At 49.5% G+C, this 24820-nt stretch carries 30 protein-coding genes; 14 read left to right on the top strand and 16 right to left on the bottom strand.

Annotated elements, in window-relative coordinates:
- The first annotated feature begins 12 nt into the window (after positions 1-12).
- Together A8707_RS10870 and A8707_RS10865 are read left to right on the top strand one after the other, a co-directional pair.
- Positions 13-2076, top strand: coding sequence for a hypothetical protein (locus A8707_RS10870; RefSeq protein WP_068816873.1), 2064 nt, complete (start codon positions 13-15; stop codon positions 2074-2076).
- 132 nt (positions 2077-2208) lie between these two features.
- Positions 2209-2337 (top strand): photosystem I reaction center subunit VIII, encoded by a 129-nt coding sequence (locus tag A8707_RS10865; RefSeq protein WP_068816871.1) that lies wholly within the window; start codon positions 2209-2211, stop codon positions 2335-2337.
- Between the two features lie 101 nt (positions 2338-2438).
- Here A8707_RS10865 and A8707_RS26820 read toward each other — a convergent pair whose 3' ends face one another.
- The 6 genes from A8707_RS26820 to A8707_RS10845 all read right to left on the bottom strand — a co-directional run bounded on the left by A8707_RS26820 (position 2439) and on the right by A8707_RS10845 (position 4740).
- Positions 2439-2558, bottom strand: a complete 120-nt coding sequence (locus A8707_RS26820; protein ID WP_074382496.1) for a photosystem II reaction center protein J — start codon at positions 2556-2558, stop codon at positions 2439-2441.
- 69 nt (positions 2559-2627) lie between these two features.
- Positions 2628-2750: a photosystem II reaction center protein L gene (locus tag A8707_RS26815; RefSeq protein ID WP_074382495.1), complete on the bottom strand. Its 123-nt coding sequence runs from the start codon at positions 2748-2750 to the stop codon at positions 2628-2630.
- Positions 2751-2759: 9 nt separating this feature from the next.
- On the bottom strand, positions 2760-2894 hold the full coding sequence (gene psbF / locus A8707_RS10860; protein WP_068816869.1) for a cytochrome b559 subunit beta: 135 nt from the start codon (positions 2892-2894) through the stop codon (positions 2760-2762).
- A gap of 26 nt (positions 2895-2920) precedes the next feature.
- Positions 2921-3181 (bottom strand): cytochrome b559 subunit alpha, encoded by a 261-nt coding sequence (gene psbE, locus A8707_RS10855; protein WP_068816867.1) that lies wholly within the window; start codon positions 3179-3181, stop codon positions 2921-2923.
- Between the two features lie 164 nt (positions 3182-3345).
- Complete coding sequence (locus tag A8707_RS10850; protein WP_068816865.1) at positions 3346-4353, bottom strand: photosynthesis system II assembly factor Ycf48; 1008 nt, start codon at positions 4351-4353, stop codon at positions 3346-3348.
- Between the two features lie 51 nt (positions 4354-4404).
- Entirely contained in the window at positions 4405-4740 is a 336-nt protein-coding gene (locus tag A8707_RS10845) for a rubredoxin (protein WP_068816863.1), read from the bottom strand.
- Between the two features lie 265 nt (positions 4741-5005).
- Here A8707_RS10845 and ndhC point away from each other — a divergent pair, with 265 nt between their 5' ends.
- From ndhC to atpC, 5 genes are all read left to right on the top strand, one after another.
- Positions 5006-5368, top strand: coding sequence for a photosynthetic/respiratory NAD(P)H-quinone oxidoreductase subunit C (gene ndhC, locus A8707_RS10840; RefSeq protein WP_068816861.1), 363 nt, complete (start codon positions 5006-5008; stop codon positions 5366-5368).
- Positions 5359-6096, top strand: a complete 738-nt coding sequence (locus tag A8707_RS10835; protein WP_068816859.1) for an NADH dehydrogenase subunit K — start codon at positions 5359-5361, stop codon at positions 6094-6096. The genes ndhC and A8707_RS10835 overlap by 10 nt, the downstream gene beginning before the upstream one ends.
- The gene (locus tag A8707_RS10830; RefSeq protein ID WP_068816857.1) at positions 6089-6619 is read left to right on the top strand and encodes an NAD(P)H-quinone oxidoreductase subunit J; all 531 of its coding nucleotides are present in this window, start codon (positions 6089-6091) and stop codon (positions 6617-6619) included. Before A8707_RS10835 ends, A8707_RS10830 begins: the two co-directional genes overlap by 8 nt.
- A 225-nt stretch (positions 6620-6844) precedes the next feature.
- A complete protein-coding gene (atpD, locus tag A8707_RS10825; RefSeq protein ID WP_068816855.1) occupies positions 6845-8302 on the top strand; it encodes a F0F1 ATP synthase subunit beta in 1458 nt (485 codons plus the stop codon).
- Between the two features lie 77 nt (positions 8303-8379).
- The gene (atpC, locus tag A8707_RS10820) at positions 8380-8793 is read left to right on the top strand and encodes an ATP synthase F1 subunit epsilon (RefSeq protein ID WP_068816853.1); all 414 of its coding nucleotides are present in this window, start codon (positions 8380-8382) and stop codon (positions 8791-8793) included.
- Positions 8794-9120: 327 nt separating this feature from the next.
- Here atpC and A8707_RS10815 read toward each other — a convergent pair whose 3' ends face one another.
- Entirely contained in the window at positions 9121-10515 is a 1395-nt protein-coding gene (locus A8707_RS10815; RefSeq protein WP_068816851.1) for a type IV pilus twitching motility protein PilT, read from the bottom strand.
- Between the two features lie 270 nt (positions 10516-10785).
- On the opposite strand from A8707_RS10815, the gene A8707_RS10810 reads away from it, so the two are divergent.
- Positions 10786-10974 carry a hypothetical protein gene (locus tag A8707_RS10810; protein ID WP_068816849.1) on the top strand — a complete coding sequence of 63 codons (189 nt, stop codon included), beginning with the start codon at positions 10786-10788 and terminating at the stop codon, positions 10972-10974.
- A gap of 6 nt (positions 10975-10980) precedes the next feature.
- Here the strand turns inward: A8707_RS10810 and ctpC are convergent, their stop codons facing one another.
- From ctpC to A8707_RS10795, 3 genes are all read right to left on the bottom strand, one after another.
- On the bottom strand, positions 10981-12246 hold the full coding sequence (gene ctpC, locus A8707_RS10805; protein ID WP_068816847.1) for a carboxyl-terminal processing protease CtpC: 1266 nt from the start codon (positions 12244-12246) through the stop codon (positions 10981-10983).
- A 115-nt stretch (positions 12247-12361) separates the two neighbouring features.
- Positions 12362-13606 (bottom strand): hypothetical protein, encoded by a 1245-nt coding sequence (locus A8707_RS10800; RefSeq protein ID WP_068816846.1) that lies wholly within the window; start codon positions 13604-13606, stop codon positions 12362-12364.
- 292 nt (positions 13607-13898) lie between these two features.
- On the bottom strand, positions 13899-14567 hold the full coding sequence (locus A8707_RS10795; protein WP_068816844.1) for an L-threonylcarbamoyladenylate synthase: 669 nt from the start codon (positions 14565-14567) through the stop codon (positions 13899-13901).
- Between the two features lie 51 nt (positions 14568-14618).
- Here A8707_RS10795 and larC point away from each other — a divergent pair, with 51 nt between their 5' ends.
- Positions 14619-15989: a nickel pincer cofactor biosynthesis protein LarC gene (larC, locus tag A8707_RS10790; protein WP_331711702.1), complete on the top strand. Its 1371-nt coding sequence runs from the start codon at positions 14619-14621 to the stop codon at positions 15987-15989.
- 57 nt (positions 15990-16046) lie between these two features.
- Here larC and A8707_RS10785 read toward each other — a convergent pair whose 3' ends face one another.
- On the bottom strand, positions 16047-16670 hold the full coding sequence (locus A8707_RS10785; protein WP_068816842.1) for a DUF6658 family protein: 624 nt from the start codon (positions 16668-16670) through the stop codon (positions 16047-16049).
- Positions 16671-16718: 48 nt separating this feature from the next.
- Entirely contained in the window at positions 16719-17111 is a 393-nt protein-coding gene (locus A8707_RS10780; protein ID WP_068816840.1) for a DUF6658 family protein, read from the bottom strand.
- Positions 17112-17429: 318 nt separating this feature from the next.
- On the opposite strand from A8707_RS10780, the gene A8707_RS10775 reads away from it, so the two are divergent.
- Complete coding sequence (locus A8707_RS10775) at positions 17430-18374, top strand: putative bifunctional lysylphosphatidylglycerol flippase/synthetase (RefSeq protein ID WP_068816838.1); 945 nt, start codon at positions 17430-17432, stop codon at positions 18372-18374.
- Positions 18375-18400: 26 nt separating this feature from the next.
- On the opposite strand, the gene A8707_RS10770 is transcribed toward A8707_RS10775, so the two are convergent.
- Positions 18401-19903, bottom strand: a complete 1503-nt coding sequence (locus A8707_RS10770) for a hypothetical protein (protein ID WP_231948015.1) — start codon at positions 19901-19903, stop codon at positions 18401-18403.
- A 971-nt stretch (positions 19904-20874) separates the two neighbouring features.
- Here A8707_RS10770 and ndhL point away from each other — a divergent pair.
- The 3 genes from ndhL to trpA all read left to right on the top strand — a co-directional run bounded on the left by ndhL (position 20875) and on the right by trpA (position 22347).
- Entirely contained in the window at positions 20875-21087 is a 213-nt protein-coding gene (gene ndhL / locus A8707_RS10765) for an NAD(P)H-quinone oxidoreductase subunit L (protein WP_068816836.1), read from the top strand.
- 61 nt (positions 21088-21148) lie between these two features.
- Entirely contained in the window at positions 21149-21463 is a 315-nt protein-coding gene (locus A8707_RS10760; protein WP_068816834.1) for a DUF3007 family protein, read from the top strand.
- Between the two features lie 83 nt (positions 21464-21546).
- Positions 21547-22347, top strand: a complete 801-nt coding sequence (gene trpA, locus A8707_RS10755; RefSeq protein ID WP_068816832.1) for a tryptophan synthase subunit alpha — start codon at positions 21547-21549, stop codon at positions 22345-22347.
- A gap of 88 nt (positions 22348-22435) precedes the next feature.
- Here the strand turns inward: trpA and psaX are convergent, their stop codons facing one another.
- Entirely contained in the window at positions 22436-22579 is a 144-nt protein-coding gene (gene psaX, locus A8707_RS26810; RefSeq protein ID WP_074382494.1) for a photosystem I protein PsaX, read from the bottom strand.
- Positions 22580-22673: 94 nt separating this feature from the next.
- Entirely contained in the window at positions 22674-23609 is a 936-nt protein-coding gene (lipA, locus tag A8707_RS10750) for a lipoyl synthase (protein ID WP_068816831.1), read from the bottom strand.
- 178 nt (positions 23610-23787) lie between these two features.
- Between lipA and A8707_RS10745 the strand changes: the two genes are divergently transcribed.
- Positions 23788-24330, top strand: a complete 543-nt coding sequence (locus A8707_RS10745) for a response regulator (RefSeq protein ID WP_068816829.1) — start codon at positions 23788-23790, stop codon at positions 24328-24330.
- 81 nt (positions 24331-24411) lie between these two features.
- Here the strand turns inward: A8707_RS10745 and A8707_RS10740 are convergent, their stop codons facing one another.
- Positions 24412-24714, bottom strand: coding sequence for a DUF5615 family PIN-like protein (locus A8707_RS10740; protein WP_331711705.1), 303 nt, complete (start codon positions 24712-24714; stop codon positions 24412-24414).
- Positions 24715-24820 lie beyond the last annotated feature (106 nt).

Here is a 24820-nt window from a genome sequence, read left to right as displayed (position 1 = left end):
AGCTCCTCGAACATGGCTGAGATGGAGTATTGGGAATTTCTATTACAAAAAGAAGGCGATCGCTCTTGGTTGCCCCTAGAATCTCCGACTGTGGAAATTCTAGAAGGTCGCTATCGCGTCGTAGCACGATCGAGCCGCAAACAAACCAATGTCGAAGTTCGCATCATGCATCAGGCGACGGAAGAAGTTCCGCCCAAACGCCGCACTCAGAAGCGATCGAATCGCACCAATGCAGACGGGCTAGTTGTGGTGATTCCCTACACGTCTCTCAAATCTGGCACCTGGGAACTCACCTGCTCTGGCGATTTGATGTCAGAGCTGATGGGCAACGGCTGGCAATATTCTGTTCAGTTTGAGGTGTCGCCGATCGAGCCAGACGAAGAGTGGGAACCCAATTGGCAAACCTCCCCCGAACCCGTCGAATCGACCATCGAAATTGCCGACTCCACTCCAGAATCCGCGATCGTTTCCTCTCAGCCGACTGCTGAATCTTGGGATTCACCCGAACTCACGCCCGAAGAAACCCCTGCTGAATCGGTCAACGCGGCTGAATCGTCTGTCGATCGCTTGCTGCAAATCACAGAGCAACTCGCTCAAGAGAGTGGTCAAGCAAGTCAGCTTCCTCCGCTGCAAATCGTGTTGACTCAAGACACCTATATCGCCCGTCGAGGGCAACCGCTAACGCTTTCAGGTCAAATTATTCCAGTAGATCAGTCAGAAACGCCCGTCTTACTCACTCATGCCGAAATCAGAATTTGCTTCCGCGACCCCCAGAGCGCCAAAGTTTTGCTGGAGACTCGCAAACCGATTCTCAATCAATCGATTCCAACTCCGATCACTTGCAACTTGACGCTACCGTCTGACTTCAAGACCCAGTTGATTTTGGGTGAAGTTACCTTTTATGACTTGACTTTAGCCTCCGAGGAGCCATCTGTGTTGGCGAGTCAGTCGTTTACGCTCACTGCCGATGCCGATGAACTATTGGAGACGATCGCTGATCACCCGATCGCGGATGAAGAAGAACTGGAGCGATCGCTAGAGTCTGCCGCCAATGCGGCTGAAAAACCTTCCGAATCTCCCAGCCTCAATCTCACCTTCTTAAATCTTGTTGCGACTCCTAAAGAGCCTCCGAGCTTCAAATATGCCTCAGATCAGCCGTTGCCGCCTCAACTTCACCCGTCAGCCTCAACTTCAGAAGGCAGCAAAAAAGGTCTGGATCTGCCATCGTTTGCTGTACCTGTTAGTGCTGCCAGCGCTGAAGCCGCGATCGTTCCCGAAACTGAGGAGGCGGACTCGATCGAGTCCGCCTCAATCCAACCTCAACTCACGCTCCCACCCGAACCCGAATCTCAGCGACTAGGGGCGATTGCCAAAGTTTCTCCCGTTCAGTCTGCATTTCAAGCTTTAAATATTCAGGGGCGGTTTCTCGATCGGCTGAATTTGTTGGCATCTGACACAGAGTTATCCGAAGAATTAAGAGAGACAATTCCTGAACCAGAAAGCGCGACTTTACCTGAATCGCCTATTGAGGGTGCGATCGTTCCTTCAACATCTTTTGAGACGACCGCGCTGCCACTTTCTCTCGAAGACAAGTTGTTAAGTCAAGAAGTCGTTGTAGAAGATGAGCCACTGATAGAAGCCATCTCAACTCCTCAAAAGCAGCCTCAGCCCTCGGTAAACCAGGTTCCAAATCCCTTATTCCTATCGCTCGATCAAGACGTTCCAACGCCGATTTTAGACCTTGTGGGTGAAGAACTGATCGCAGGTCGATCGATTGCTATTCGCGCTAGGCTTCCCAATCTTCTGCCGCGCTTCTACGTCAAATTCTGGATCAACGATCGCCAAACTCGTGCTTTGTTAGATGGTCCTCGCTGGCTCGTCGATTTTGCGCCTAACGGCTTGGGTGATTTGGAGGCAAGCACTCAGCTAATCGTGCCCTTTGGCAGTCTAGAGATTCAGCTCGAAGCGATCGCTGTCGAAGTCGCGACCCAGCGCGAAAGTCATAAAGTAGTGCTCGATCGTGCGGTCATTCCGCCAGACTTACCCGACCTCTCGCTGGATGAGTTTGATGCTTGAGGCGTTCGGAATACTCAATAAAGTCTAATGAACCTCTCCTGAATGTTAAGAATTCTTAGAACCCCAAATCAGTGAACCCTTTCACAAGTAACTTCAGAGATGGACTCATCTAACAACCCTAGGAAAAACCTTATGACAGGTTCATACGCAGCATCATATCTGCCCTGGATTCTAATCCCCGTTGTTACCTGGCTCGTGCCGATCGTCGTCATGGGCTTGCTGTTTCTATACATTGAGCGCGAAGACCCAACGGGTGTCTAAGCGAGCAGCACACTGACATCAACATTAAAAGCCGCCTAACCTAAATAGATAAGCGGCTTTCTTTTTATTAAACAAATTGCTTAGAACAAGTCCAGATCATCCTACATTGAGGAGCCTAAACCCGCATAAGCCCCGTAAAAGAAAAGACCTAAAACACATAGAACTCCGGTTCCTGCTACGGTTGCAACAATCCAAAGGGGAATTCTTCCACCAGTACCCACAGTTTTACCTCCTAACAAGCGATCGATTTGTAGACCACTCTAAACGGGGTTAGCCGCCTGAATGTTTGATTAGTTGAAGAAATAGCTGGAAAATAGAATGCCGAGCGAAAAGATTGCCAACAAGCCTAAGTAGAGGGACGTTCTATTTAGCTCAACGGGCTGCTGGTTGGGGTTGGGAGATTTAGCTGCCATTGCTTTTACCTATCGTTGAATAAACTGCATGGACGCGATCGCGCCTAAAAAGAAAACAGAAGGAACCGCTAGCGTGTGAACGGCTAACCATCTCACCGTAAAAATGGGATAGACGATCGGTTGATTGGGAGAATTGCTGGTCATAGTATTTGAATCAGTTGGGGGAAAAACTACTTCTTGTCTTTTTCGCCAATGAATTGGTCAACTTGCTGCTTTGCTTCAAAGCGATTGTTGACGATCGGCACTTCTTGCCGTGCGGCGGGAAAATATTCATTGGGGCGAGGAGTGCCAAACACGTCGTATGCCAAGCCTGTGCTGACAAACAACCAACCTGCCACAAACAAAGCCGGAATGGTGATGCTGTGAATCACCCAATAGCGAATACTTGTAACAATGTCACCAAACGGACGCTCTCCAGTAGTACCAGCCATTCAGATTCCTCCACGGACAACAATTAAAAGCCTTATAAACATCATAAGGGACGATAGAAATCCTCACAAGCAAACCCTTTGAATTTACAATTTGTAGGGTTTGGTTTCTTTCAAAACGAGCACTTAAAAACCGCTACCAAAGCCCTTCAAATTAGCACTGGGGATCAGGCAGCTTGCGGGGTTCCCTGATATCTCAGTAACGTTCCTCGCTGACCAATGACAAACCCTTGTTCGGGGCTAAGAAACACAATTCGATACAGGTTAGCCGGAACGTTCTCAACCTCTTTGTCTTTTTGCCAGGTTTTGCCCCCGTCGAAACTGCCGAGCAAGTTGCCGCTTCCACCGACGACCCAGAGCTCATCGGGTGTACGGTAAGCCAGATCTAGCAGACCCCAACTCGTTGAATATTCTGGGTTTTGGACTTCTTGCCAGTCTTCTGGATCAGTAGAAGCCGTAAACTGCACCTGCCCACCCCGCGCTAACATCCACAGACGACCATCTTTGGTGAAGCCCATGCTCTGCACGCGACGAGAGCTATTGCGGTTATAAGGGTGCCAAGCCTGATCGCCCGGTTCCCACACTGAGAAGAAGTTTCCTCTCGAAGACACGGCGACATATTTGCCGTCGGCTGCTCGATCGAGGCTCCTCAGCACGCCAAATGCCTCAGTCACCATTGCTTTCCAGTTGCGACCGCCGTCGGCTGTCCGATAAATTGCGCCCAAGTCGGTCGTCATTTCTGCGGCATTTGCGCCGATCGCCACTACGGTGCTGGGCGCTCCCGGCAGCTTTTCGCTCAAAGGAATCTGTGACCAGGCTTTACCGCCATCGGTGGTGTGCAGGAGGAGGGAAGGCTGTCCCGTAATCCAGCCTTCTTGCCCTGAGAAACTGACGGAACTCAAGCGATAATTCTGTTCGCCTAGATCGAGCTTGCGTAGTTCCCAGGTCTTTCCAGCATCGTCAGTTTCTAAGAGGGATGAGTTTGTGCCGACGAGCCAACCGTGCTTTGAGTCGCCCGTAAAGCTGACATCGAGAAGATTCTCTTCAACGGGGAGTGAAATGATTTCCCAGGGGTTGTTGGCGACGGTCGGCAAAAAAGCTTTGCAGCTAGTGGTCAATAAAGCGACCGCCAATAATATGACAAGTTGTTTCCAGGCTCTCACAGTCCACTGCATCGCTTCTAATCTCTGATAACAATTTACGTTTTCTGTAGCGAATTTGCTCGACTACTGCAACCCATAGAGGCTGAGGAATAACAAGAAGAATAGAACCAACCCACCAAAAATGAGGAGATTTTTTTGCCCTGGCGTTAGTGTGTTGACTCCAAAGCCATACCCCAGATTCTCTTTAAACCCAGATGGGCTATTGAGCGGACCGACGTTCTGAAACCTAGACGTGGGTGCGCCACATACGGGACAACGCCAGCTAGGAGGCAATTCCTCAAACGGAGTTCCCGCGGCGATATTTCGACGATCGTCTCCTTTTACAGGCTCATAAACATAGCCGCAGGCGGCACATTCATGACGATCGAGTGATTTTGGATCAATAACTTCGGTGCTCATAGCTCTAGGAGACGGTAGTGGACTAGAATGCCAATCTTAGAATCTCCGTTAATTATTATGACATTATGACTCCACCTTTTTAAGATCCATTTTTGGGAAATGGTAAGAAGCGACTCCATAGAAAACTATCTATCAACGGCTGGGCAGATTTTTAGTCTTGTGAGTCGTTGAATATACGCCAGAGGGTCACGTCCATCTATAATGTGAGTGTGAAGAAGAAGTAACACAAGCGTTTTCACCCACCCTATGAGAGGCGGCTATTACTGTGTTTGTCCTGACTGGCTACGAATATTTTCTGGGCTTCCTACTCATCTGTAGTTTGGTGCCCGTCCTGGCATTGACGGCTTCTAAGCTGGTGCGTCCGAGTCGTCGTGGACCTGAGCGCCGCACGACCTATGAATCGGGCATGGAGCCGATCGGAGGCGCTTGGATTCAGTTCAACATTCGCTACTATATGTTTGCACTGGTCTTTGTGATCTTTGATGTTGAAACCGTGTTTCTCTATCCGTGGGCAGTCGCCTTTAGTCGATTAGGGCTATTAGCGTTCATCGAGGCACTGGTTTTTATCGGGATTCTCATTATTGGTTTAGTCTACGCTTGGCGCAAAGGAGCGTTGGAATGGTCATGAACTCGGAACTTACTGCAAGAAATGGCGCTGCTGAGGGGTTGATTAACCCGATCGAGCGTCCTGATATCACTCAAGCTCTGTCTGAAAACGTGGTTTTGACGAGCGTTGATGATCTTTATAATTGGGCGAAGCTCTCCAGCCTGTGGCCGCTGCTCTTTGGAACTGCCTGTTGCTTTATTGAATTTGCAGCATTGATTGGGTCGCGGTTCGACTTCGATCGCTTTGGTCTGGTGCCGCGATCGTCGCCTCGCCAAGCAGATCTGATCATTACTGCTGGCACAATCACGATGAAGATGGCTCCGGCGCTCGTTCGTCTCTATGAGCAGATGCCAGAGCCGAAGTATGTCATCGCGATGGGTGCTTGCACCATTACGGGCGGTATGTTTAGCGTCGATTCGCCCACGGCGGTTCGGGGTGTGGACAAGCTGATCCCAGTTGACATCTATCTTCCTGGTTGCCCTCCTCGCCCGGAAGCGATCGTCGATGCCATCATCAAGCTGAGAAAGAAAATCTCAAACGAGTCGATTCAGGAACGAGGTGCTCTTCGTCAGACGCATCGCTATTACAGCACGACTCACCGCATGAAAGCGGTTGCTGAAATTCACGATGGCAGATATATGGCGCTCGCTGATCGCCAAACCCCTGCTGCAGAATTGAGAGAAGCGATGGGTCTGCCGATCGCACCTGCACTCAAGGCAACCGAAAAGGAGGGTCTCGATCGTGGCTGAAGAACTCCAACCGAATGCTTCTGAAACTGAAGCGGCTCCTATTATCGAAGTGGGCAAAACGTCAAAGTGGCTGACTCAAAACGGCTTTGAGCATGAGTTTTTAGGAAAAGATGCCAGCGGCACCGAGATGATCAAAGTTGATGCGGAACTTCTGATTCCGTTCTCGACCGCGCTCTTTGCCTATGGGTTTAATTACCTTCAGTGCCAGGGCGGCTATGATTCTGGTCCCGGTCAGGAGTTGGTCAGCTTTTACCATCTGGCGAAGTTGAGTGATAATGCCGATCGACCTGACGAAGTGCGTCTCAAGGTCTTTCTACCCCGCGAAAATCCGGTAGTCCCATCGGTTTATTGGATTTGGAAAGCAGCAGACTGGCAGGAACGCGAATCGTTTGATATGTACGGCATCATTTATGAAGGGCATCCCAGTTTAAAGCGTCTCTTAATGCCTGCCGATTGGGTCGGCTATCCGCTTCGTAAAGACTATGTTTCCCAAGACTTCTTTGAGTTGCAAGACGCATATTAGCCTTCCAGATGTCTGAGCCGCGTTACGCTACTAAAGCTCCTCGTCAAACTGAGGGGCTTTTGATCTGAAAGGGAGCCTGAGAGGAGATTTGCGTTGATTCTGATTCAACCAACAATCTGCTTAATTATCTGTGACCCCTCAGTGATAAGCTGAAAAATTGCGGATAACACGCAAAGTTTTGTTTTTAATTGTTTGAATCGCTGAATCACACACTAGGGCGTAAGCATGGTCACAACCGCAGAGAAGACGAATATCGGTCATATCACTCAAATCATTGGTCCTGTTTTAGACGTTAAGTTCTCGAACGGCAATATGCCACAGATCTATAACGCCTTGACTATCAAAGGCACCAACGAAGCTGGACAAGACGTGTCAGTCACCTGCGAAGTGCAGCAACTTTTAGGCGACAACCAGGTTCGTGCTGTTGCGATGAGCACGACTGATGGTTTGGTGCGCGGCATGGAAGTGACAGACACAGGTTCACCCATCAGCGTGCCCGTCGGTCCGGCTACCCTAGGTCGGATTTTTAACGTTCTCGGTGAGCCTATAGACAACAAGGGTCCTGTAGATACCCAAGACAGGTTGCCCATTCACCGGGATGCTCCTAAGCTAACGGATCTTGAGACCAAATCCTCTGTCTTTGAAACAGGCATCAAAGTGATTGACTTGCTGACTCCTTATCGTCGGGGCGGCAAAATTGGTCTATTTGGCGGAGCGGGTGTGGGCAAAACCGTCATCATGATGGAACTGATCAATAATATCGCGACCAATCACGGCGGTGTGTCTGTGTTTGCGGGTGTGGGCGAACGCACTCGTGAGGGCAATGACCTCTACAACGAAATGATGGAATCGGGCGTAATCAACAAAGACAACCTGAGTGAGTCCAAAATTGCGCTGGTTTATGGTCAGATGAACGAGCCGCCAGGTGCTAGAATGCGCGTCGGTCTGTCGGGTCTGACGATGGCAGAATATTTCCGCGATGTGAACAAGCAAGACGTGTTGCTGTTTGTTGATAACATTTTCCGCTTCATTCAAGCGGGTTCTGAAGTGTCGGCACTGCTTGGACGGATGCCGTCTGCGGTGGGGTATCAGCCGACCCTGGGCACAGACGTGGGCGACCTGCAAGAGCGCATCACCTCGACCACTGAAGGATCGATTACCTCGATCCAGGCAGTCTACGTCCCAGCGGATGACTTTACTGACCCGGCTCCAGCCGCCACCTTTGCCCACTTAGATGGAACCACCTCCCTATCTCGTGGTTTGGCATCGAAAGGCATTTATCCCGCCGTTGATCCATTAACTTCGACTTCGACGATGCTGCAACCCGCGATCGTTGGGGATGACCACTACGATACGGCTCGTGCGGTGCAGTCTACCCTTCAGCGCTACAAAGAGCTGCAAGACATCATCGCTATCTTGGGTCTAGATGAATTGTCAGAAGAAGATCGGACGATCGTAGCTCGCGCCCGCCGAATCGAGCGCTTCTTGTCTCAGCCCTTCTTTGTGGCAGAAGTCTTCACCGGATCTCCTGGTAAATACGTCTCGCTTGAGAAGACGATCCAAGGCTTCAAACGTATTCTGGCAGGTGAGTTAGATGATCTGCCAGAGCAGGCATTTTATCTCGTCGGCGACATTGAAGAAGCCGTTGCTAAAGCCGCAAAAATGAAGGCAGAAGCAAAGTAGAAACAGGATGAGGGCTGAATTGATTTCTGACAGCTCAACCCTTATCCCTCTCGACTGCTTTTATTTTGGAGGAAATTATGGCTTTAACCGTTCGTGTGATTGCACCAGACAAAACCGTCTGGGATACTAGCGCTGAGGAAGTGATTCTTCCTAGCACAACCGGGCAAATCGGTATTTTGAGCGGTCATGCACCGTTACTCACGGCTCTAGAAACGGGCGTGATGCGGGTTCGATCAGCCGACAAGACTTGGGTTCCGATCGCTCTGATGGGCGGCTTTGCTGAAGTCGAGAATAATGAAGTGACCGTTTTAGTCAACGGGGCTGAACGTGGAGACAGCATCGATCGTGAGGCGGCGCGTGCAGCCTACACCGAAGCTGAATCTCGCTACAGCAAACTTCAGGCAAGTACCAACAAACAAGAACAAATTCAAGCAACTCAAGCCCTGAAGCGTGCTCGTGCTCGTCTTCAAGCGGCAGGTGGTGGAGTCTAATCGGGCATTGCTGAATGCAGATATGAAATGCCCTCCTCACGAAGTGGGGCAAGCCCTCACTAACCCTTCTTCCTGGGGAGAAGGGAGCCAGAACTCCTGTCCCCTCTCCTTTTGGGAGAGGGCTAGGGTGAGGGTAAAATCTGTGCTTCATCGATCGATTCAGCAATGCCGAAAATTGCTCTCATTTGATTTGTGGAATTTGATTACAGAAAAAAGGGGGGACTAATTATGTCCTCCCTTTTTTTGATGTGGCAGATGGTGGGTCATGGCGAAATCGGCGAGACGTTCCACCGGAACGTCTCTACAGCATTGGGCAAATTCACTGTCTTACACCCGACCTCGCAGCATTTGTGCCATCTCATTCACCTTGGGCGACATCTCTAGCGCGACTTCCTCGGTAATCCGCCCATCTTCATAGAGTTTGTAGAGGGACTGATTCATCGTGCACATTCCATCAAACGTACATTTAGGAATAATGGCTTCGATCTCGTCAATCTCACCTTTGCGAATGTAATCTCTAATCGCATCGGTGTTAATCAAGATGTCATGGAAAGCAGCCCGTTTGCCATCAGTGGTGCGGCACAAACCCTGAGCAACGACACTCACGAGGGATTCTGCGAGAGAAACCCGCATCGGTTCTTGCTCACTGGGATTGTACAAGCTAAGAATCCGCTCGATCGTTTTCACAGCGCTATTGGTGTGCAGCGTTCCCATGACTAAGTGTCCGGTTTGGGCAGCTTTAAGCGCGGTGTTCACGGTTTCTTTATCCCGCATTTCACCGACCAAAATCAGATCGGGGTCTTCTCGCAAAGCTGCTTTTAGAGCGCTGTCAAACTTGTGGGTGTGAATTCCGACTTCTCGGTGCTTGATCAGAGCTTTTCGACTTTTGTGGACGAACTCGATCGGGTCTTCAATGGTGATGATGTGTTTGGGCATCTCCTTGTTGATGTAGTCAAGCATCGCCGCCATCGTCGTTGATTTACCTGAACCTGTCGGACCTGTCACCAACACTAAACCCTTATGATAGTGACAAATATCTCTTAGAACCGGAGGCAGATTTAACTGCTCCATCGTCAGAATAGTCAGCGGAATTAAACGCATGACCATCGCCGGACCGTGCAGCGAGTCAAAGATATTAATCCGAACTCGTGCAAACTCATATTGAGTTGCGCCATCAAAGTCGAGCGTTTCTTCAAATTGCCGAATCTCTGCCTCACTGAGAACTTCTCTAAGCCAACTGAAGAAGGTATCACGATCGGTCGTGGGCCACTCAGTGATATCAATCTCACCCCGATTTCGATAGCGAGGCACCTCCCCTACGCCAACATGAACGTCTGAAAACCCCTTATCGAAAGCGTGGCGAATAAGCTGCTCTAAAGTAGGAGAACCCGAACTATAAGCATTGCGGGCAGCACCGGGAACGGTCGGTGGTGGGGCTGGACGATGTCCTCCCATTGAGGAGGTTGAAGACACCAATCCGGCAGACGTTCCGGTGGTTGGGGGAGACGAATTGATGGCGGTAGACGGAGACGAATGATGGGTTGTCATGGGCGCAGTCGGCATTGCCATCGTTTGCGTCAGTTCGTTCGCTAGGGTGGCGATCGTGGGGTCAGTCGATTCGATCGCGGCACTGTGGGACAAAACCCGCATGGGTGGTGGCGCAGGTGGAACACGAGGCGCGGGAGGAGGCGTAATAGACGGACGCTGGGTGTCGGGTGTCATATCTTACAGGGTGCAAAAAAGCCCTAAAAATTATCTGCGAGATTTGATCGAAGCGGAGTCATAAAGTTATCTAGAAGATTCGCGGGGGTAGGAGGCAACTACAATTAGGGGGGCTTTAATTTTATGAAATGCTCTAGGAAATCTTGACGGTCTCGCTAAAAATCTAGACTCCTTAACAAATCAAGGTTTCCCAAAACTCAAAGGCAAGTATCAAACTCGCCGTACTCAGAGATTCGTCAACCACTGGTTAGATCGCCAATCAATAAAGCAATGAGCAATTCAGACGCTTGGTATGTAGTCAGACAAGAAGACGGCTCGTGCAAAGTTGTGCCAGCCGACGAGGTAGCGATTGAGGAGGAAGCGACTCAGCGCGAACAGTGGGGTCCTTTTGAGTCACAAGGAGTCGCGATCGCGCGTCGGGTTGGCTTAATTCGAGCAGGCAAGTGTAAACCCGTCTAACTGGGGTTATTTCTTAGCAGAGGTCTGTTGGTTTAACACCTGTAGCGCTTTGGCAAACTGCGGATCTTCAGGGGTTCCAATCTTGTCGCGATCGCGTCCTAACGCTTGACGCTGTTGGTCGCTCAACTCAATGACGACATCGGGGTCGATTCCATGTTTGTTGATATCGCGACCTTTTGGAGTCAGATACTTCGCGATCGTCACGGCTAACCCTGAGCCATCCTGCAAGCCGCGCACCGATTGCACGAGTCCCTTTCCAAACGTTTTAGTGCCCACAATCGTGCCGCGGCTGTTATCTTGCAGTGCCCCTGAGAGAATTTCGCTGGCACTTGCAGACCCGCCATCGACTAAGACGACTAGAGGTTTGTCGGTCAGGGCGCGGCGATCGGCATTTTCACGATCAGATTCACCCTGACGATTGACCGTCGAGACAATTCCACCGTCTTGAATCCACATTCGGGCGATGTCTACGCTAGCGTAAAGTAAGCCGCCGGGGTTCGATCTCAGATCTAGGACATATCCCGTCACTTGCTGCTTTTCTAGATTCTGGATTGCCTCTCGCATTTCGGGGGCGGCGTTGGCGCTAAACTGCACCAGTCGAATGTAGCCAATATCGCCCGTGGGAGCCTTTTTGAGGCTGTAACGAACGGGATGGATTTCGATTTTGTCGCGTTTGAGCGAGTAGCTAAACTCTTGATTATTGCGGAGAACCGTGAGTTGAACTTGAGAACCTACCGCTCCCCGAATCAGAGTGACGGCTTTGTTGACATCCATGCCATCGGTGCTTGTGTCGTCGATTTTAGTAATGATATCTTTTGCCAAAATTCCAGCTTTTGCAGCAGGACTCCCTTCGATCGGAGAGATGACCGTCAGTTTCTTGGTCTTTTCGTCCGCTGCAAGCTGAATCCCCACCCCTGTTAGTTCTCCAGAGGTGTCAATCTGCATATTTTTATACTCTTCCGGGTCCATAAATCGGGTGTAGGGATCACCCAACTTCTTCAGCATCTCGCGAATGGCATCGTAAGCGTCTTTCTTGCTGGCGTAGTCACGATTGAGATATTGAGTGCGAACCGCTTTCCAATCGACTTGGTGAAACGTGCCATCGACGAAGCTGCGATCGATAATGTTCCAGACTTCATCAACCACTTCTTTGGGATTTTCACGGAAAAATGCTTGAACCTTCGATCGCTGAATCCCAAAACCTGTAACTGTTACTGCCGTGACTGCGGCTGCTGTTGCGCCGAGAACAAGTGCTTTTTTCGTGATCGCCATACCACTCAACCGCAAGATTATGCTCAATTTAACACAGGCTGAGAAGTGCAATCCGTATTGAACGCTAGAGTTTCGGACTTCTGATGCTCCCCATTACACCGCTCGTTAAAACGGATTACTTTGCTTGGTTTCGCACCTGACGAGCAGCTTCTAGCAAACCTGCCCAGCGCTTTTGCAGTTGTTTAGCAGTCCACTTGAGGGTTTGAGTAATTTCCTGATCGCTTGCGGCGGATCGTTTGAGGGTGAGAAGGCGTTTTTGATCGGGAGACAGTTGAGCTAAAAATGCGTCCCATTCGTGGGGAGGTAATCCTAAATTTTGGTCGAGGTCGGCACCTAGCCACTCGTGGACGAGCTTCCAGTTTTGGGAGATAGCGAACTTTTCGACGTGATATTTAAAGCGCTGCTGAAGATAATCGCGCTGACGCGGAGACATATTCAAAATATCATCGATTTCAGGAACGGACAGATCTTGAAGTTTCAGCGTCAAATAATTCGCACACTCCGTTTGTCCCTGAGATTCGAGATATTGAATCAGTTCATCAACGACTCGATCGCGCAACGCTGTTTCTGATGGGTCAACACTATCGGCGACCATCTGCTCTCGAATCATTTTCAGAATCGGCGATCGCCCATAGGCTTCTGCTTCATCTCCTTTTGCGGACTCCATCGCGGTTTCGATGTCAACGGCGATCTCGTGGGGTTGGCGACTCGCAAATCGCTGAGCGCGTAGAATGACTAATTGCTGATTGTGCTGGCTTGGCAGGGTAATTCGTCGCTTGGCATACTGCTCGGTAAACGCCATATATTCAGCGAGCTGTAGCCGAGTGCGAGGCTGATAGTTATCGGCTAATCTATTTTCTCGTCGAAAGGCTCTAAGCGACTCGGTGTAGAAACCTTGCAGGAAATCTTCAATCAGACTACAGCGCGCCTGAAAGCTCAACTGTAAATGGGCAGGCGCGATCGGGCGGTAAACCATTGTGCTGAGAGTGCTATGCAGCTCAACGCGACCTTGCCGAGAATTGAGTCGATAATAGGTTGCACATTTTTGGAGGCGATAACGAGCCAACGTCAGTCGCCAAGAGCTAATTTCTCCAGAAGTCTGAATGCGATCGCTTTTGAGACAAATTCGCTCAACTTCTGTAGCGATGCGATCGGTCACCGCTTGAATTGTTTGACTCGTAATCTGAAGTTCTGCTTCTAGCTCGGTGGCAAGAAGATGGGCTAATTTTTGGGTTTCGAGAGATAACTCGGTTGGAGAGGTTTCGTCAGGGTTGACTCTATTAACGGTTGAAGCATCTGGCTCGATCGCAGCAGTCAAGGTTGCTTCGTGTTGAAGTGAGTTAGCAGATTTAGCATTCATAGCGGGAATCAGACTTTGGTAGTGCACACTGATTGATACACACTGACTTCCAGTGTCTTCCGGCAAGTTTAGCGATATTGGGGTCAGTTTCTCAGTTGGTTGCTTTGAGCAACGCACCGCTGAGTCGGCATGGAACCTAGTCTAGTCAGTGCAAATCCATGCAGAGTCTGCACAGGAAGCGCCTCCGTATAGAAAATCGTCCAGCCTTGTTAAACAACATACTACTGTAGTTCAGTGGACGATCTGAAAACTGGCTGCTAAAAGGAATGAGAGCCTTAGATGAGCAGAGAACTCAGGATTTCTCTGCGATCGCCAGGTCTGCGGTGGCTTCCCATCCCAGCCCTCGACGGATCACGGTGGGTTCGTCACTGGTTAAATCCAAGATAGTTGAACCTTGATAGGATGGCTCTTCTCCAGTGTCAACAATTACATCGACTAGACCTTCGATCGCGTCAAACAGTTCCACTAACGATTGGGTTTCAGTCTGCCCCTTAGCTGGCTCGGTTTCATCACTAGCAGGAATGTGGGCAGAGGTCGAAATCACAGGGTTTCCTAATGACTCTAAAAGAGCTTGACAGAGAGGATGATCGGGGACTCGAATTCCAGTCGTTTTGCGTTTGGGACTCATAACTAACTTCGGTACAAGCTTAGTCGCTGGCAGCAAAAATGTGTAAGGACCAGGAACGAGACCTCGCATGATTCGATAAGCCTGATCGCTGACTTCTGCATATTGAGCAATGTTAGACAGCGACGGACATAGGAACGTTAATGGCTTGTCATTAGACATTTGCTTGAGTTGTCTAACTCGCTGCACGGCTGATTTAGAGTTGAGGTCACAGCCGATCGCGTAAACCGTGTCAGTCGGGTAGAGCATCACAGCACCGCTTCGCAGGGCATTCACCACTTGGTCGATGCCTCGACGCTGAGGATTTGCGGGATGAATTTTGTAGACGGTTGCCATAAGTTAAGACGGGATATCGGGTGTAGGGTGTAGGGAAACGATTTAACTTCTATGGCGATGCATAAAGTTGCTTATCTAGAGTGCCCGACTGGAATTGCGGGAGATATGTGTCTAGGAGCGCTCGTGAGTGTGGGCGTTCCTTTAGACTACCTGACTGCGAAGCTCGATCGCTTGGGTATCGCGGGTGAGTATCGACTTCGGGCAGAACTGGTGCATCGAAATGGGCAGCAGGCAACAAAGGTCTGGGTTGACCTGTTGGATGATCATTCCCATGAGTCTGATCCAGGAACGGCTCACTCTGAGATAGATCACAGCCATTCCCACGGGCATCACCATTCTGAAGCAGGTCATAGCCATTCTCATGATCGTCATTCTGAGGGTCAGCAGAAACCTGTTTCGAGACTGCGGCATTTGCCTGAAATTGAGCAAATGATCCAAACAGCAGAATTGCCTCCACGGGCTGAAGCCTGGAGTCTAGAAGTCTTTCGACAACTGGCAAAAGCTGAGGGGGCGGTGCATGGCGTTCCGGCAGAACAGGTGCATTTTCATGAAGTTGGGGCGATCGATGCGATCGTAGATATTGTCGGCACCTGTTTAGGATTGGATTGGCTAGACCTCGATCGCGTCTACTGTTCGGCACTTCCGACTGGAGGCGGCACGATTCGAGCGGCGCATGGTCGGCTGCCTGTGCCTGTGCCTGCGGTGCTAAAACTCTGCGAGATGAGGCAAGTCCCGATTTACAGCAATGGCATCGATCGTGAATTAGTGACACCAACCGGGGCGGCGATCGTCACCACTTTGGCGACTCGGTTTGGCGCTCCGCCTGCGATGACGCTGCACAAGGTTGGGCTGGGTGCCGGATCGCGGGATTTGCCAATCCCCAATATTCTGCGGCTGTGGATTGGAGAACTGACGGCGGCGGACTGGGTTGATCACACCCATAATTCATCCAAAACTCAAACTGTTGCCACGTCTGACTCGATTTCTGTCCTTGAGACTCAAATCGATGACTTGAATCCCCAAGCGATCGGCTATGTTTTTGAAGCGTTGTTTGCAGTCGGAGCCGTGGATGTGTTTACTCAAGCGATCGGCATGAAGAAATCGCGTCCGGGTGTGCTGCTGACGGTGATTTGTCCCCCTGAAAAGGAGTCTATGTGTGAAGCTGTCCTGTTTCGAGAGACCAGCACATTAGGAGTTCGTCACATGAGTCAGAGGCGATCGATTCTCGATCGCGCCTTTCACCCCGTCGAAACCGAGTATGGAACCGTTCAGATGAAAGTCGCGCGGCAGAAAGACGGCGCGATCATCAATGTGCAGCCAGAGTATGAAGACTGTGCACAGCTTGCTCGTCAACACAGCGTTGCTTGGCGAGAAGTCCATCGAGTGGCTCTTCAAACCTGGTATCTTCAGCCCTCAAATTGAAGACAAATATCCCCGACTTCTGAGAGAAACCGGGGATATTTTTGCTATGAGTCGAAGCTAGAGATCTTTTTGCACTTTCTGGTTAGCGCTCTTCGCCGCATCTTCAGTCGCCTGGGCTGCATCCTTCACAGTGTCTTTGATACTACGCGACGTTCTCTTAGCAGCGTCTCCAGTATTATCTTTGATGTTTTCTGCGGCATTCTTTGCGCCTCTTGCCGTGCGATCGCTGACGCGATCGGCAGAGTTAGAGACCCGATCGCCCACCCCTTTCACATCGTCTGCTGCGTTCTTAGCTCCTTCTTTCACATCATCAGTGAGTTTTCTGACTCTCTCATCTAGAGGAGCACCAGAGCGGAAGTTATCAACATATTGGTCAACACTATTGACTCCTTTCGTGTTGATATCGCGCTCTGCTCGATCGATTAGTGCTTTTGTTTTTTCAGCAGTTCCTTTAGCGGCTTGCCCCGGAGCCGTATCGCTAAAGTTGTTCATGCCGCCTTCATAAGGTTGATTTTGTCCAACCGGATTAGAGCCTGCACTTCCAGTCGTGCCGCCCCGAGGCATTTTCGCTTGAGCATTTCCCGCACAGGCGGTCGTGATCACTAAGAGAACTCCCGCTAGAAAAACGGTGAGCACTTGACGTAAACGAATTGATTTAAAGATAGAAACAAGCTTGTTCATAACATTGGCTCCATTAGATTAAGTGATTTAGGGTAGTAAGCGATCGTTCTACTGACCCAGAGCAGGGTTAGCTTTCGCTTCGGGGCGGGCTGAGGCAGAATCTGCCGTGTCTTTCACAAAGGAAGTTGCGTCTTTAAAGGCTTCACCAACCCGCTCTAAAATCTTCGCGTCTGGGTCGCTCCGCTTCAGCACAGGCTGCTTTTGATTCGGCAAACTTGGTAAAGACTTTTGCTGTTTAGCCCCAATATCAGGACGGTCAGAATCAGGAACATTAGACCCTGAATAAATCAAATCTGAGGAGTTTGCCTTGATCGAACTGTCGGCAATCAGTTGAAAAGGAACCTGTAAACCAGTACTCAATAAAACAACAAATCCTGCTAGAAAAACGGTCAAAATTTCTTTCAATCGCAGACTCTTAAAGAAGAAAGTTAGGCGGCTCATAAAATACTCCTTTTTGCTTCAAACCAGTAGGTTTAAAATCTTTACTGCCAAGATTGATGAAGATTTGCAACTCCATAGGTCACTCTGTTAAACCCGGTTCAGGTCTCAATGAAAGTGATGAGTGATTAGATTTTCATCAATCTAAATTGCTTATCAAGACTACAGATCCAGGGGCTACGATCGCCTCTAGCAAAAGGCTCATTCATCTTCAAACCCACCGCTATACTTTTCTAACTCTGGAGAGATTGCAATTGGGTTCAGACTAATCGTGCTGACAGAGGCGAATTGAACTAAATTGAACCTGTTATCACTTCACATATGCAAGCAGTTCGCTCACGTCTCAAAGCTTCTCTGCGTTGGCTCATCTTGGGTCTAGTGCTATTTTTTTTAGCAAAAACTCTTAAAGACCACTGGCAAGAAGTCGCTGCAATTCGGGTTGATGCGGTTGGATATGCGGGTCTGACGATCGCGCTCGGTGTGACTCTCTTAGCTCACATTTTTGCAGGCTGGGTCTGGAGTTGGATTCTGCAACTGCTCAATCAACCTGTCACTGCGGCTTGGAGTGTGAAAATCTATCTGCAAACCAACCTCGCCAAATATTTACCGGGCAATATTTGGCATTTTTATGGGCGCATCTCAGCCGCAGCAAAAACAGGAATTCCGACAGAAATCGCGATCGTCAGCGTCTTGCTAGAACCGCTGCTCATGGTCGTCGCTGCCCTTTTAATCGCGCTAATCGGGGTTCAGCAGATTGCAGCAGTCTATGGTTGGGTTGCCCAAATTCTGGTGGTGGTTGCGTTGGTTGCTGTGTTGGCGATCGTGCATCCCCGATTTCTCAATCCCTTGATCGGCTATCTTGCCAAGCTTAAGCAAAAAGCGTCAGGATCATCTCAGGCGATAACTGTGCCGATGAAGCGCTATCCCATCCAGCCTTTGTTAGGAGAACTCGGATTTTTGGGACTGCGGGGCATCGGATTCATTCTGACTTTTGGGGCGATCGTGCCGCTTTCCCCTGATCAGTTTCCGGCGGTGATGGGAGCGTTTGCGCTGGCGTGGCTGACCGGATTTGTGATTCCGGGGCTACCAGGAGGCATTGGAGTCTTTGAAGCCGTTGCGATCGCATTGCTCTCTCAAGGAAGCGCCTTTCTGGGGCAGCGCTTTCCGACGGGTGAGTTGCTCAGTGTCCTCGCACTCTATCGGTTTATTAACACCCTCGCTGAAGTCGCAGGAGCCGGACTTGTCACGCTGGACGATCGACGCTAAAAAATTTGAAGGCATTCTCTAAACATCTATTCAGGTTTTTCCGAGTCGATGTCTGCTGGCTCAGACTCATCAGGGGCTTCTAAAACGACATCGCGCTTGAGCTGCGAAAAAACGCGGTAGGTATCTAGATTCTGCTGCGTTTTCGGGATCTGAAGAGGCTCTTGAGCCTTATCCATCTTAATCAAGTTGTACTGCACGTTTTCGGCATAGATAGCAAACGTAACGTTAAAAACTTCTAGAAAGTTAACCACCCACCAACATTCGTCTTCTTGAAATCTTTCGTAATAGTGAATCAGTTCAGCGATTTGTGCTTCTAGATGAGTTCGTGAATTTTTGCAAATCAAGATCAGCTTGAGCAACATAATCACTAATGTGATCGGGCTTCCTTGAGAAACAAGCAGCACAAATAAAGGAGAGGGATCTTTGCGGTTTTCGGTGGTGAGATGCTCGATGATGCGATTGCACGTTCTGAGAATCAACGCGTCGTTGACTAACTCGTAGTCATAATTTGCGTAGAGCGGGTCTAATTTTTCGCTCAGTCTCGATCGCAACGTCCCAATTGATCCGGTTCCATCAACTGACAAAATCAGATATCGCTTTAGCTCATGCTTAAACTCTTTATAAGACAATTGATAGGTCTGATTAATAAAAATATTCGCTAAGTTTGCATAGCTAAACGGACCGCGTTTTGCCACGATCGTCTTAATCAATTGCAAAACGTTGTCACCCAATGCTGTCGGATTTTTTGGCAATCTTTCGGGCGAGGTTGCAGATTGAGATTTAGCGATATACATCGCTAAATTAAACTTAAATTTGTCTTTAAGCTGCATTGACAATGTTCTTGCGGCTTCTCGCTGCTCGATCGGGTTTGCCAAGTCAATATATTGAGGAACGAGCAGATAAGAGGTGTAGCGATTTGACCACGAACCTTGACTAGACTCGTCATATCGAGACGTAAAGAGCTTTAGTTCTTGATAATCTTTGCTTTTTCTAAAGTGGTCAATCCACGCCCTTAAACGCTTGAGAGTTGGAGAAACGGTGTGGAGATCGAGGCTGCTGTCTTCAAAGGTTTCGACTAATTCTTGAATCGGCTTAAAATTTCGACTTGCGTCCCAATTGTTGACGAGAATGTAGCACGATCGCTTCAGCGTATTTCTAAACTCTTCTTCGTTATTGCTGAATACGATCTCGTAAATCGCCGGAATCGCACTAGAGCTAGTCGTCTCGACGTGATAGAAAAAGAGACGCTTAAACTCTAATAAAACTTCTTCAGGAGGCCATTTTTTAACAATCTCTAAGAGAAACTGATAAATGGTCTCTTGGGCCTGTTGAAGGTTGCGTCCTGAACGAGACATTCGCTTGAGCGGTTCTGGTGGGTGCCCATTCATTTGCGCATCTCCGATCGTTCCACTCATCAGAGTACCCAAAGGCTGACTGGGAAGACGATCGGAGGCAGGCTGCACGTTAACGGATTCTAACTGAAGATCGCTGAGATTCCGATCGGGCGTTCCGTCCATTTGTATCAGCACCAGATTGATAAAGCAGGGTAGCTCTTAAAAAAAATGTGTCTCTTGAGTGATGATACTGATCCAAGTGGGAATTTTATCAAAACTCATCAAATTTTCATGTTTATCTTGCGGACAGTCATATCACGACCAAGGAACGCGGATTTGCTAAGGTGCCACTTCTCACCCTCACCCTAGCCCTCTCCCCAAGGAGAGGGAACAAGACTCTCTTCTCCCCAAGGAGAAGAGTTGGCGAGGGCTTGCCCCACTTCGTGAGGAGGGCAGAAGACGCTCACAAGTCTTACAGATTATTTAATCCATGATCCTAAGCAAGGGTTGTGTAAGCTGCCCAGAGCGAGATTTAAAAAATCCTTTCAGCAAAGGAATTAGATTATAGGTCTAATGTATCAAAGACGATGAGTCTCTACAAGAAGCGCCCCAAACCTTAGATTGTTCAGAGCGCTCAGGAACAAACTTCCTAACTTAAAGATGGGGGCAGAGGGACTTGAACCCTCACGACCTTGCAGTCAACGGATTTTCTTACCACTATAGCTTTCACTACCACACGGCAACCGTATGTTTGCAGTCTGGACTATGCCTTTACCTTTTAACGTCCCAAGTCCGTCAGTCAGGCAGGAGCCGTCTAGTCTCTACACCTTCCGAATAGCGTTCTAGTTCGGGTTGGCTCGGCGTTGGCAGTGTTAAAGCGTTCACCGAATTTGACTCCATTCACGCTGGGCATTTCTGCTCAGGTGCTCAATTAAACTAAGTCCGTTGCGTCTACCATTCCGCCATGCCCCCAGTCAACTGTCTGATGACAGCGATGCAAAAACTTACAGCGCTTTTACACATTGAACCATTCCACCACTAATTGGCGCAATGTGCAACTCCTATAGAGACTTTTCGTAGACAAACCCCAGAAAGCCTTCTGGTAAAAAAGCTTGGTCCCGGCTGAAATGACGGTAGGATGAGAGAAATCTAGTTTCTGTAAAAGCATGGACGTTGCACTCCTGTATTTAGTTCTGGGCGGAGCCTACCTGGTTGTGGTTCCGCTTGTGCTCTATTTCTACTTGCAAAAGCGCTGGTATGTGGTTAGCTCTTTTGAGCGTAGCTTCATGTACTTTATGGTGTTTTTCTTCTTCCCCGGAATGCTTTTGCTTGCCCCATTTTTGAACTTTAGACCGAAGCGGCGAGAAATTGAAGCCTAAATCAGGGAGAGTGAAGGGTGGTTTCCCCTTCTCTCTGAGTTATTAATGAATGGGTTGGTAAATGCGGCGAATTGATGCGATCGGAATCAGTCTAGGCATGTTTGTGGCTGGCGGACTGGCATATCTGATATTGCAGTGGGTGGGTCTAGACAGCATGAATGCTGGAATCTGGAGCCAGGTGCTTTTGGTGAGTGCGCTCGTGGTCTGGGTGTTTAGCTATTTGACGCGGGTGCTGTCGAAAGACATGACCTATGACCAGCAGCTCAGAGATTATGAAGAAGCCGTTTTGCAAAAGCGTCTAGAAGAGTTGACCCCCGAAGAATTAGCGTCGATGCAAGCCGAAATCGAGCGAGAAAATCAGCAGGCGAAGGGCTAGAGAATACAGGACGATCGCGGTAAACCTTCCCCCGATCGGCTTAAACTAATGATTTGCATTCCTCTAGTTCGTGAAGGATAGAAATGACTTCAGTTTCTCAGTGCTTTGAGCATCTGCGGGATCATGCTCGCTGCGCCCTGATTCCATTTATTACCGCAGGTGATCCCGATTTAGAGACGACGGCTGAAGCGCTGCGCGTTCTTGATCGCTCTGGTGCCGATTTAATTGAGTTGGGCGTTCCTTACTCCGACCCGTTGGCAGACGGTCCGGTGATTCAAGCCGCCGCGACGCGAGCACTCGAACGAGGAACCCGATTAGACGACGTGCTGAAGATGGTTAAACAGGTTGCGCCGACTCTGCGATCGCCCCTGATTCTCTTCACTTACTACAATCCGATGATCAATCGAGGCATCGAGCAATTTTTGCAAGACATCGCCGCCGCCGGAATCAAGGGTCTCGTCGTTCCTGATTTGCCCTTAGAAGAGTCTGACAGCCTGCTAAAGCCTGCGGCAGCACGCGGCATTGAGGTAATTCTGCTGGTCGCGCCTACGAGTCCGCCAGAGCGCATTGCGGCGATCGCGCATCAGTCTCAAGGGTTTATCTATTTAGTCAGCACTACGGGCGTAACAGGGGTGCGGACTCAGATTCAAGCGCGAGTCAAAGATTTAATAGTAGATCTGCGAAACGTCACTGACAAACCGATCGGAGTCGGGTTTGGCATTTCTCAGCCCGAACACGCTCGTCAAGTCATGGAATGGGGATCAGATGCCGTGATTGTGGGCAGTGCGTTCGTAAAGCGGCTAGCAGAAGGAACTCCGGCGGAGGGGTTGAAGTCGATCGAAGAGTTTTGCAAAAGTCTAAAAGCCTCAATTTCACCTGAGTAGAAGATTCCCCCTAATCTCGTCTCAGGGATTGAGAAAAAACTAGGGGGAATCTCCAACGTGTGAATGGGAGCGGATTTGCGGTCAGCGACTACTTGAGAATTCCGAAGTAGTAAGCTGCCACCACAAAGTTAATGCCTAGAAGTAACAATGCCCAGCCCGTGCGGTATGGGTAGGGAGGCTTACTCGTTTTGATGGTTGCGCCCGTCGGATTTTTTGCTACTTGAGTTGCCATAAGCGTTCTCCAGATTTAGTGACCTTCTTAAAGGGATACCAAAACAAGGACACTTCTGAAGGTAAATTTCGATTAAGCAGTTTGTGAACGAGGCTTATTCGTCTGCCCCAGCGTGATAAGAACTGCGGACGAGAGGAGCTGATCGAACGTGAGAAAATCCCATTTCACGGGCGATCGCTCCCAGGTGATCAAACTCGTCAGGGTGCCAATATTTCCGAACAGGCAGGTGATCGAGCGATGGGCGCATGTATTGCCCGATCGTCAGGCGATCGCAGTTCACCGCTCTCAAATCTGCCAACGTTTCGATCACTTCTGCCTCCGTTTCGCCGTGCCCCAGCATCAAGCCCGATTTTGTAGGAATGGTCGGATTCAACTGCTTGACGATTTGCAGCACATTGAGAGAGCGATCGTACTTTGCTCCGCGTCGCACCGGAGCCTGTAATCGGCGCACCGTTTCAACGTTGTGGTTATAACAAGCCGGATTTGCTGCCACCACGATCGCCACTCGCCGAGCCTGCAACGCTTCAGGAGTTACATTGTCTTCGCGTCCGCCCCAAAAATCAGGGGTCAGCACCTCAATCTGAGTCAACGGGGTAACGCGACGAATCTCTGCGATCGTCGTCGCAAACCAGCCAGAACCCTGATCAGGTAAGTCATCACGCGCAACTGAGGTGAGCACGACATAGCGTAACCCCAGCAGTTGCACCGATTCAGCGACTTTTTGAGGTTCGTCGGCATCTAACGGCATGGGGGCGTGCCCTTTATCCACTTGGCAAAAGCCGCACGCACGAGTGCAAACCGGACCCATCAGCAGAAATGTCGCTGTGCCCTGGGCATAGCATTCTCCCCGGTTGGGGCACCGTCCCTCTTCGCAAATCGTGTGGATCTGACGCTGTTTGATGATGCGCTGCACCGTCGAAATCTCGCTGGCTTTCCCAAGCGGGCGACGCAACCAGTCGGGCATCGCGGTAATAGCGGACGATCGTGATGACACAGAGTTAGAACTTGGGGTTATCGGTTCAGATGACATATTCAAAGTGGGAGTGCTGGGATAGTCGTCCTGCTGATCTGTTCGCTTACAATAATCAGATCACCGCGATTTATTAGCCATAGAGGGTACACTTTGTTTTGACACTCAGCCTATCTGGGTTCCCTCAAACGCTCGTGGTATTTCATTCGTTTCGCCGTCACTCTACAGGAGTTCAGTTGTGGCAAGTCACAAAATCGTGGTCATTGATGACAGTGCCGTTATCCGCACGATGGTGCGTGATATGTTGCCGAAGGGAAATTTTGAGGTTCTAGAAGCCAAGGATGGTGTTCAGGGCATCAATCTGATCCGGCAAGAGCTTCCTAATCTGATTATGCTAGACTTTTTGCTGCCGCGAATGAGTGGTTGGGAAGTCTTTCAGCAGATTCAGCTTCAGCCAGAGCTGCAGAGCATTCCGCTGGTGCTGATGTCTGGGCGCAAAGAAGAAGTTGCGGAGAAACTGCAAGAGCCGTTTGAATATTTCGAGTTTGTCCAGAAGCCTTTTGATCAGAAGATTTTGATCACGGCGATTAAAATGGCGATGACGAAGGCAAAACGTCGCCCTGCTGCGGTGGTTCCTGCAGCTCCAGCGACGACTGAAGGGGGAGCAGGTGCAGATATTCAGGCACTCAATGCCAAAATCGCGAAGATGCAGGCTGAAATCGATGCGTTGAAAAAGCAACAGGGGCAGATTCTAGCCTTCATCAAACAAAAGCTGAAGTAATTAAAATCAGCTTTAGATTGCCTGGATTGTGTAGGAGGGTGTACAAAACTCTCAATGCAATACGGGCAATTTTTTTGAGTTTTAGTCACCGCTAATTTCGACTAATGGTTCGCCTGCTTGCAGAAGTCTTAGTGTTTCTGGCAATGTAGCGATCGAGATTTCTTGCAGCCGAGCATTTGAGGTATTTCTACACGGCAACCAAATAATTTGGGGTGGTGCTCCAAGGCGATCGACCAAATCAACAAAATCGCTGTCTTTGGTCATGAAGATAACTCCTTGAGCTTTTGCTGCCTCAAAAATCTCGAAATCTTCAGCGTCTCTCAGACCAATGCTACGCAGAGCTAATGCTGTTATTCCAAAAGTGTTGGTGATCCAAGTTGCGATCGTAGGCGATATAGCCGTTGCCAGTTAGGTTAGGACATACTATAGAAGTTGAGACCCTCAAATGAGCGATGCCAGCCCCCTACAGCGATGACCTCCGACAAAAAGT

It is taken from the genome of Phormidesmis priestleyi BC1401 (assembly GCF_001650195.1).
Lineage (GTDB): Bacteria > Cyanobacteriota > Cyanobacteriia > Leptolyngbyales > Leptolyngbyaceae > Phormidesmis_A > Phormidesmis_A priestleyi_B.
The sequence above is the reverse complement of the archived record's forward strand: the minus strand, read 5'-3'. Positions and strand labels throughout refer to the sequence as shown.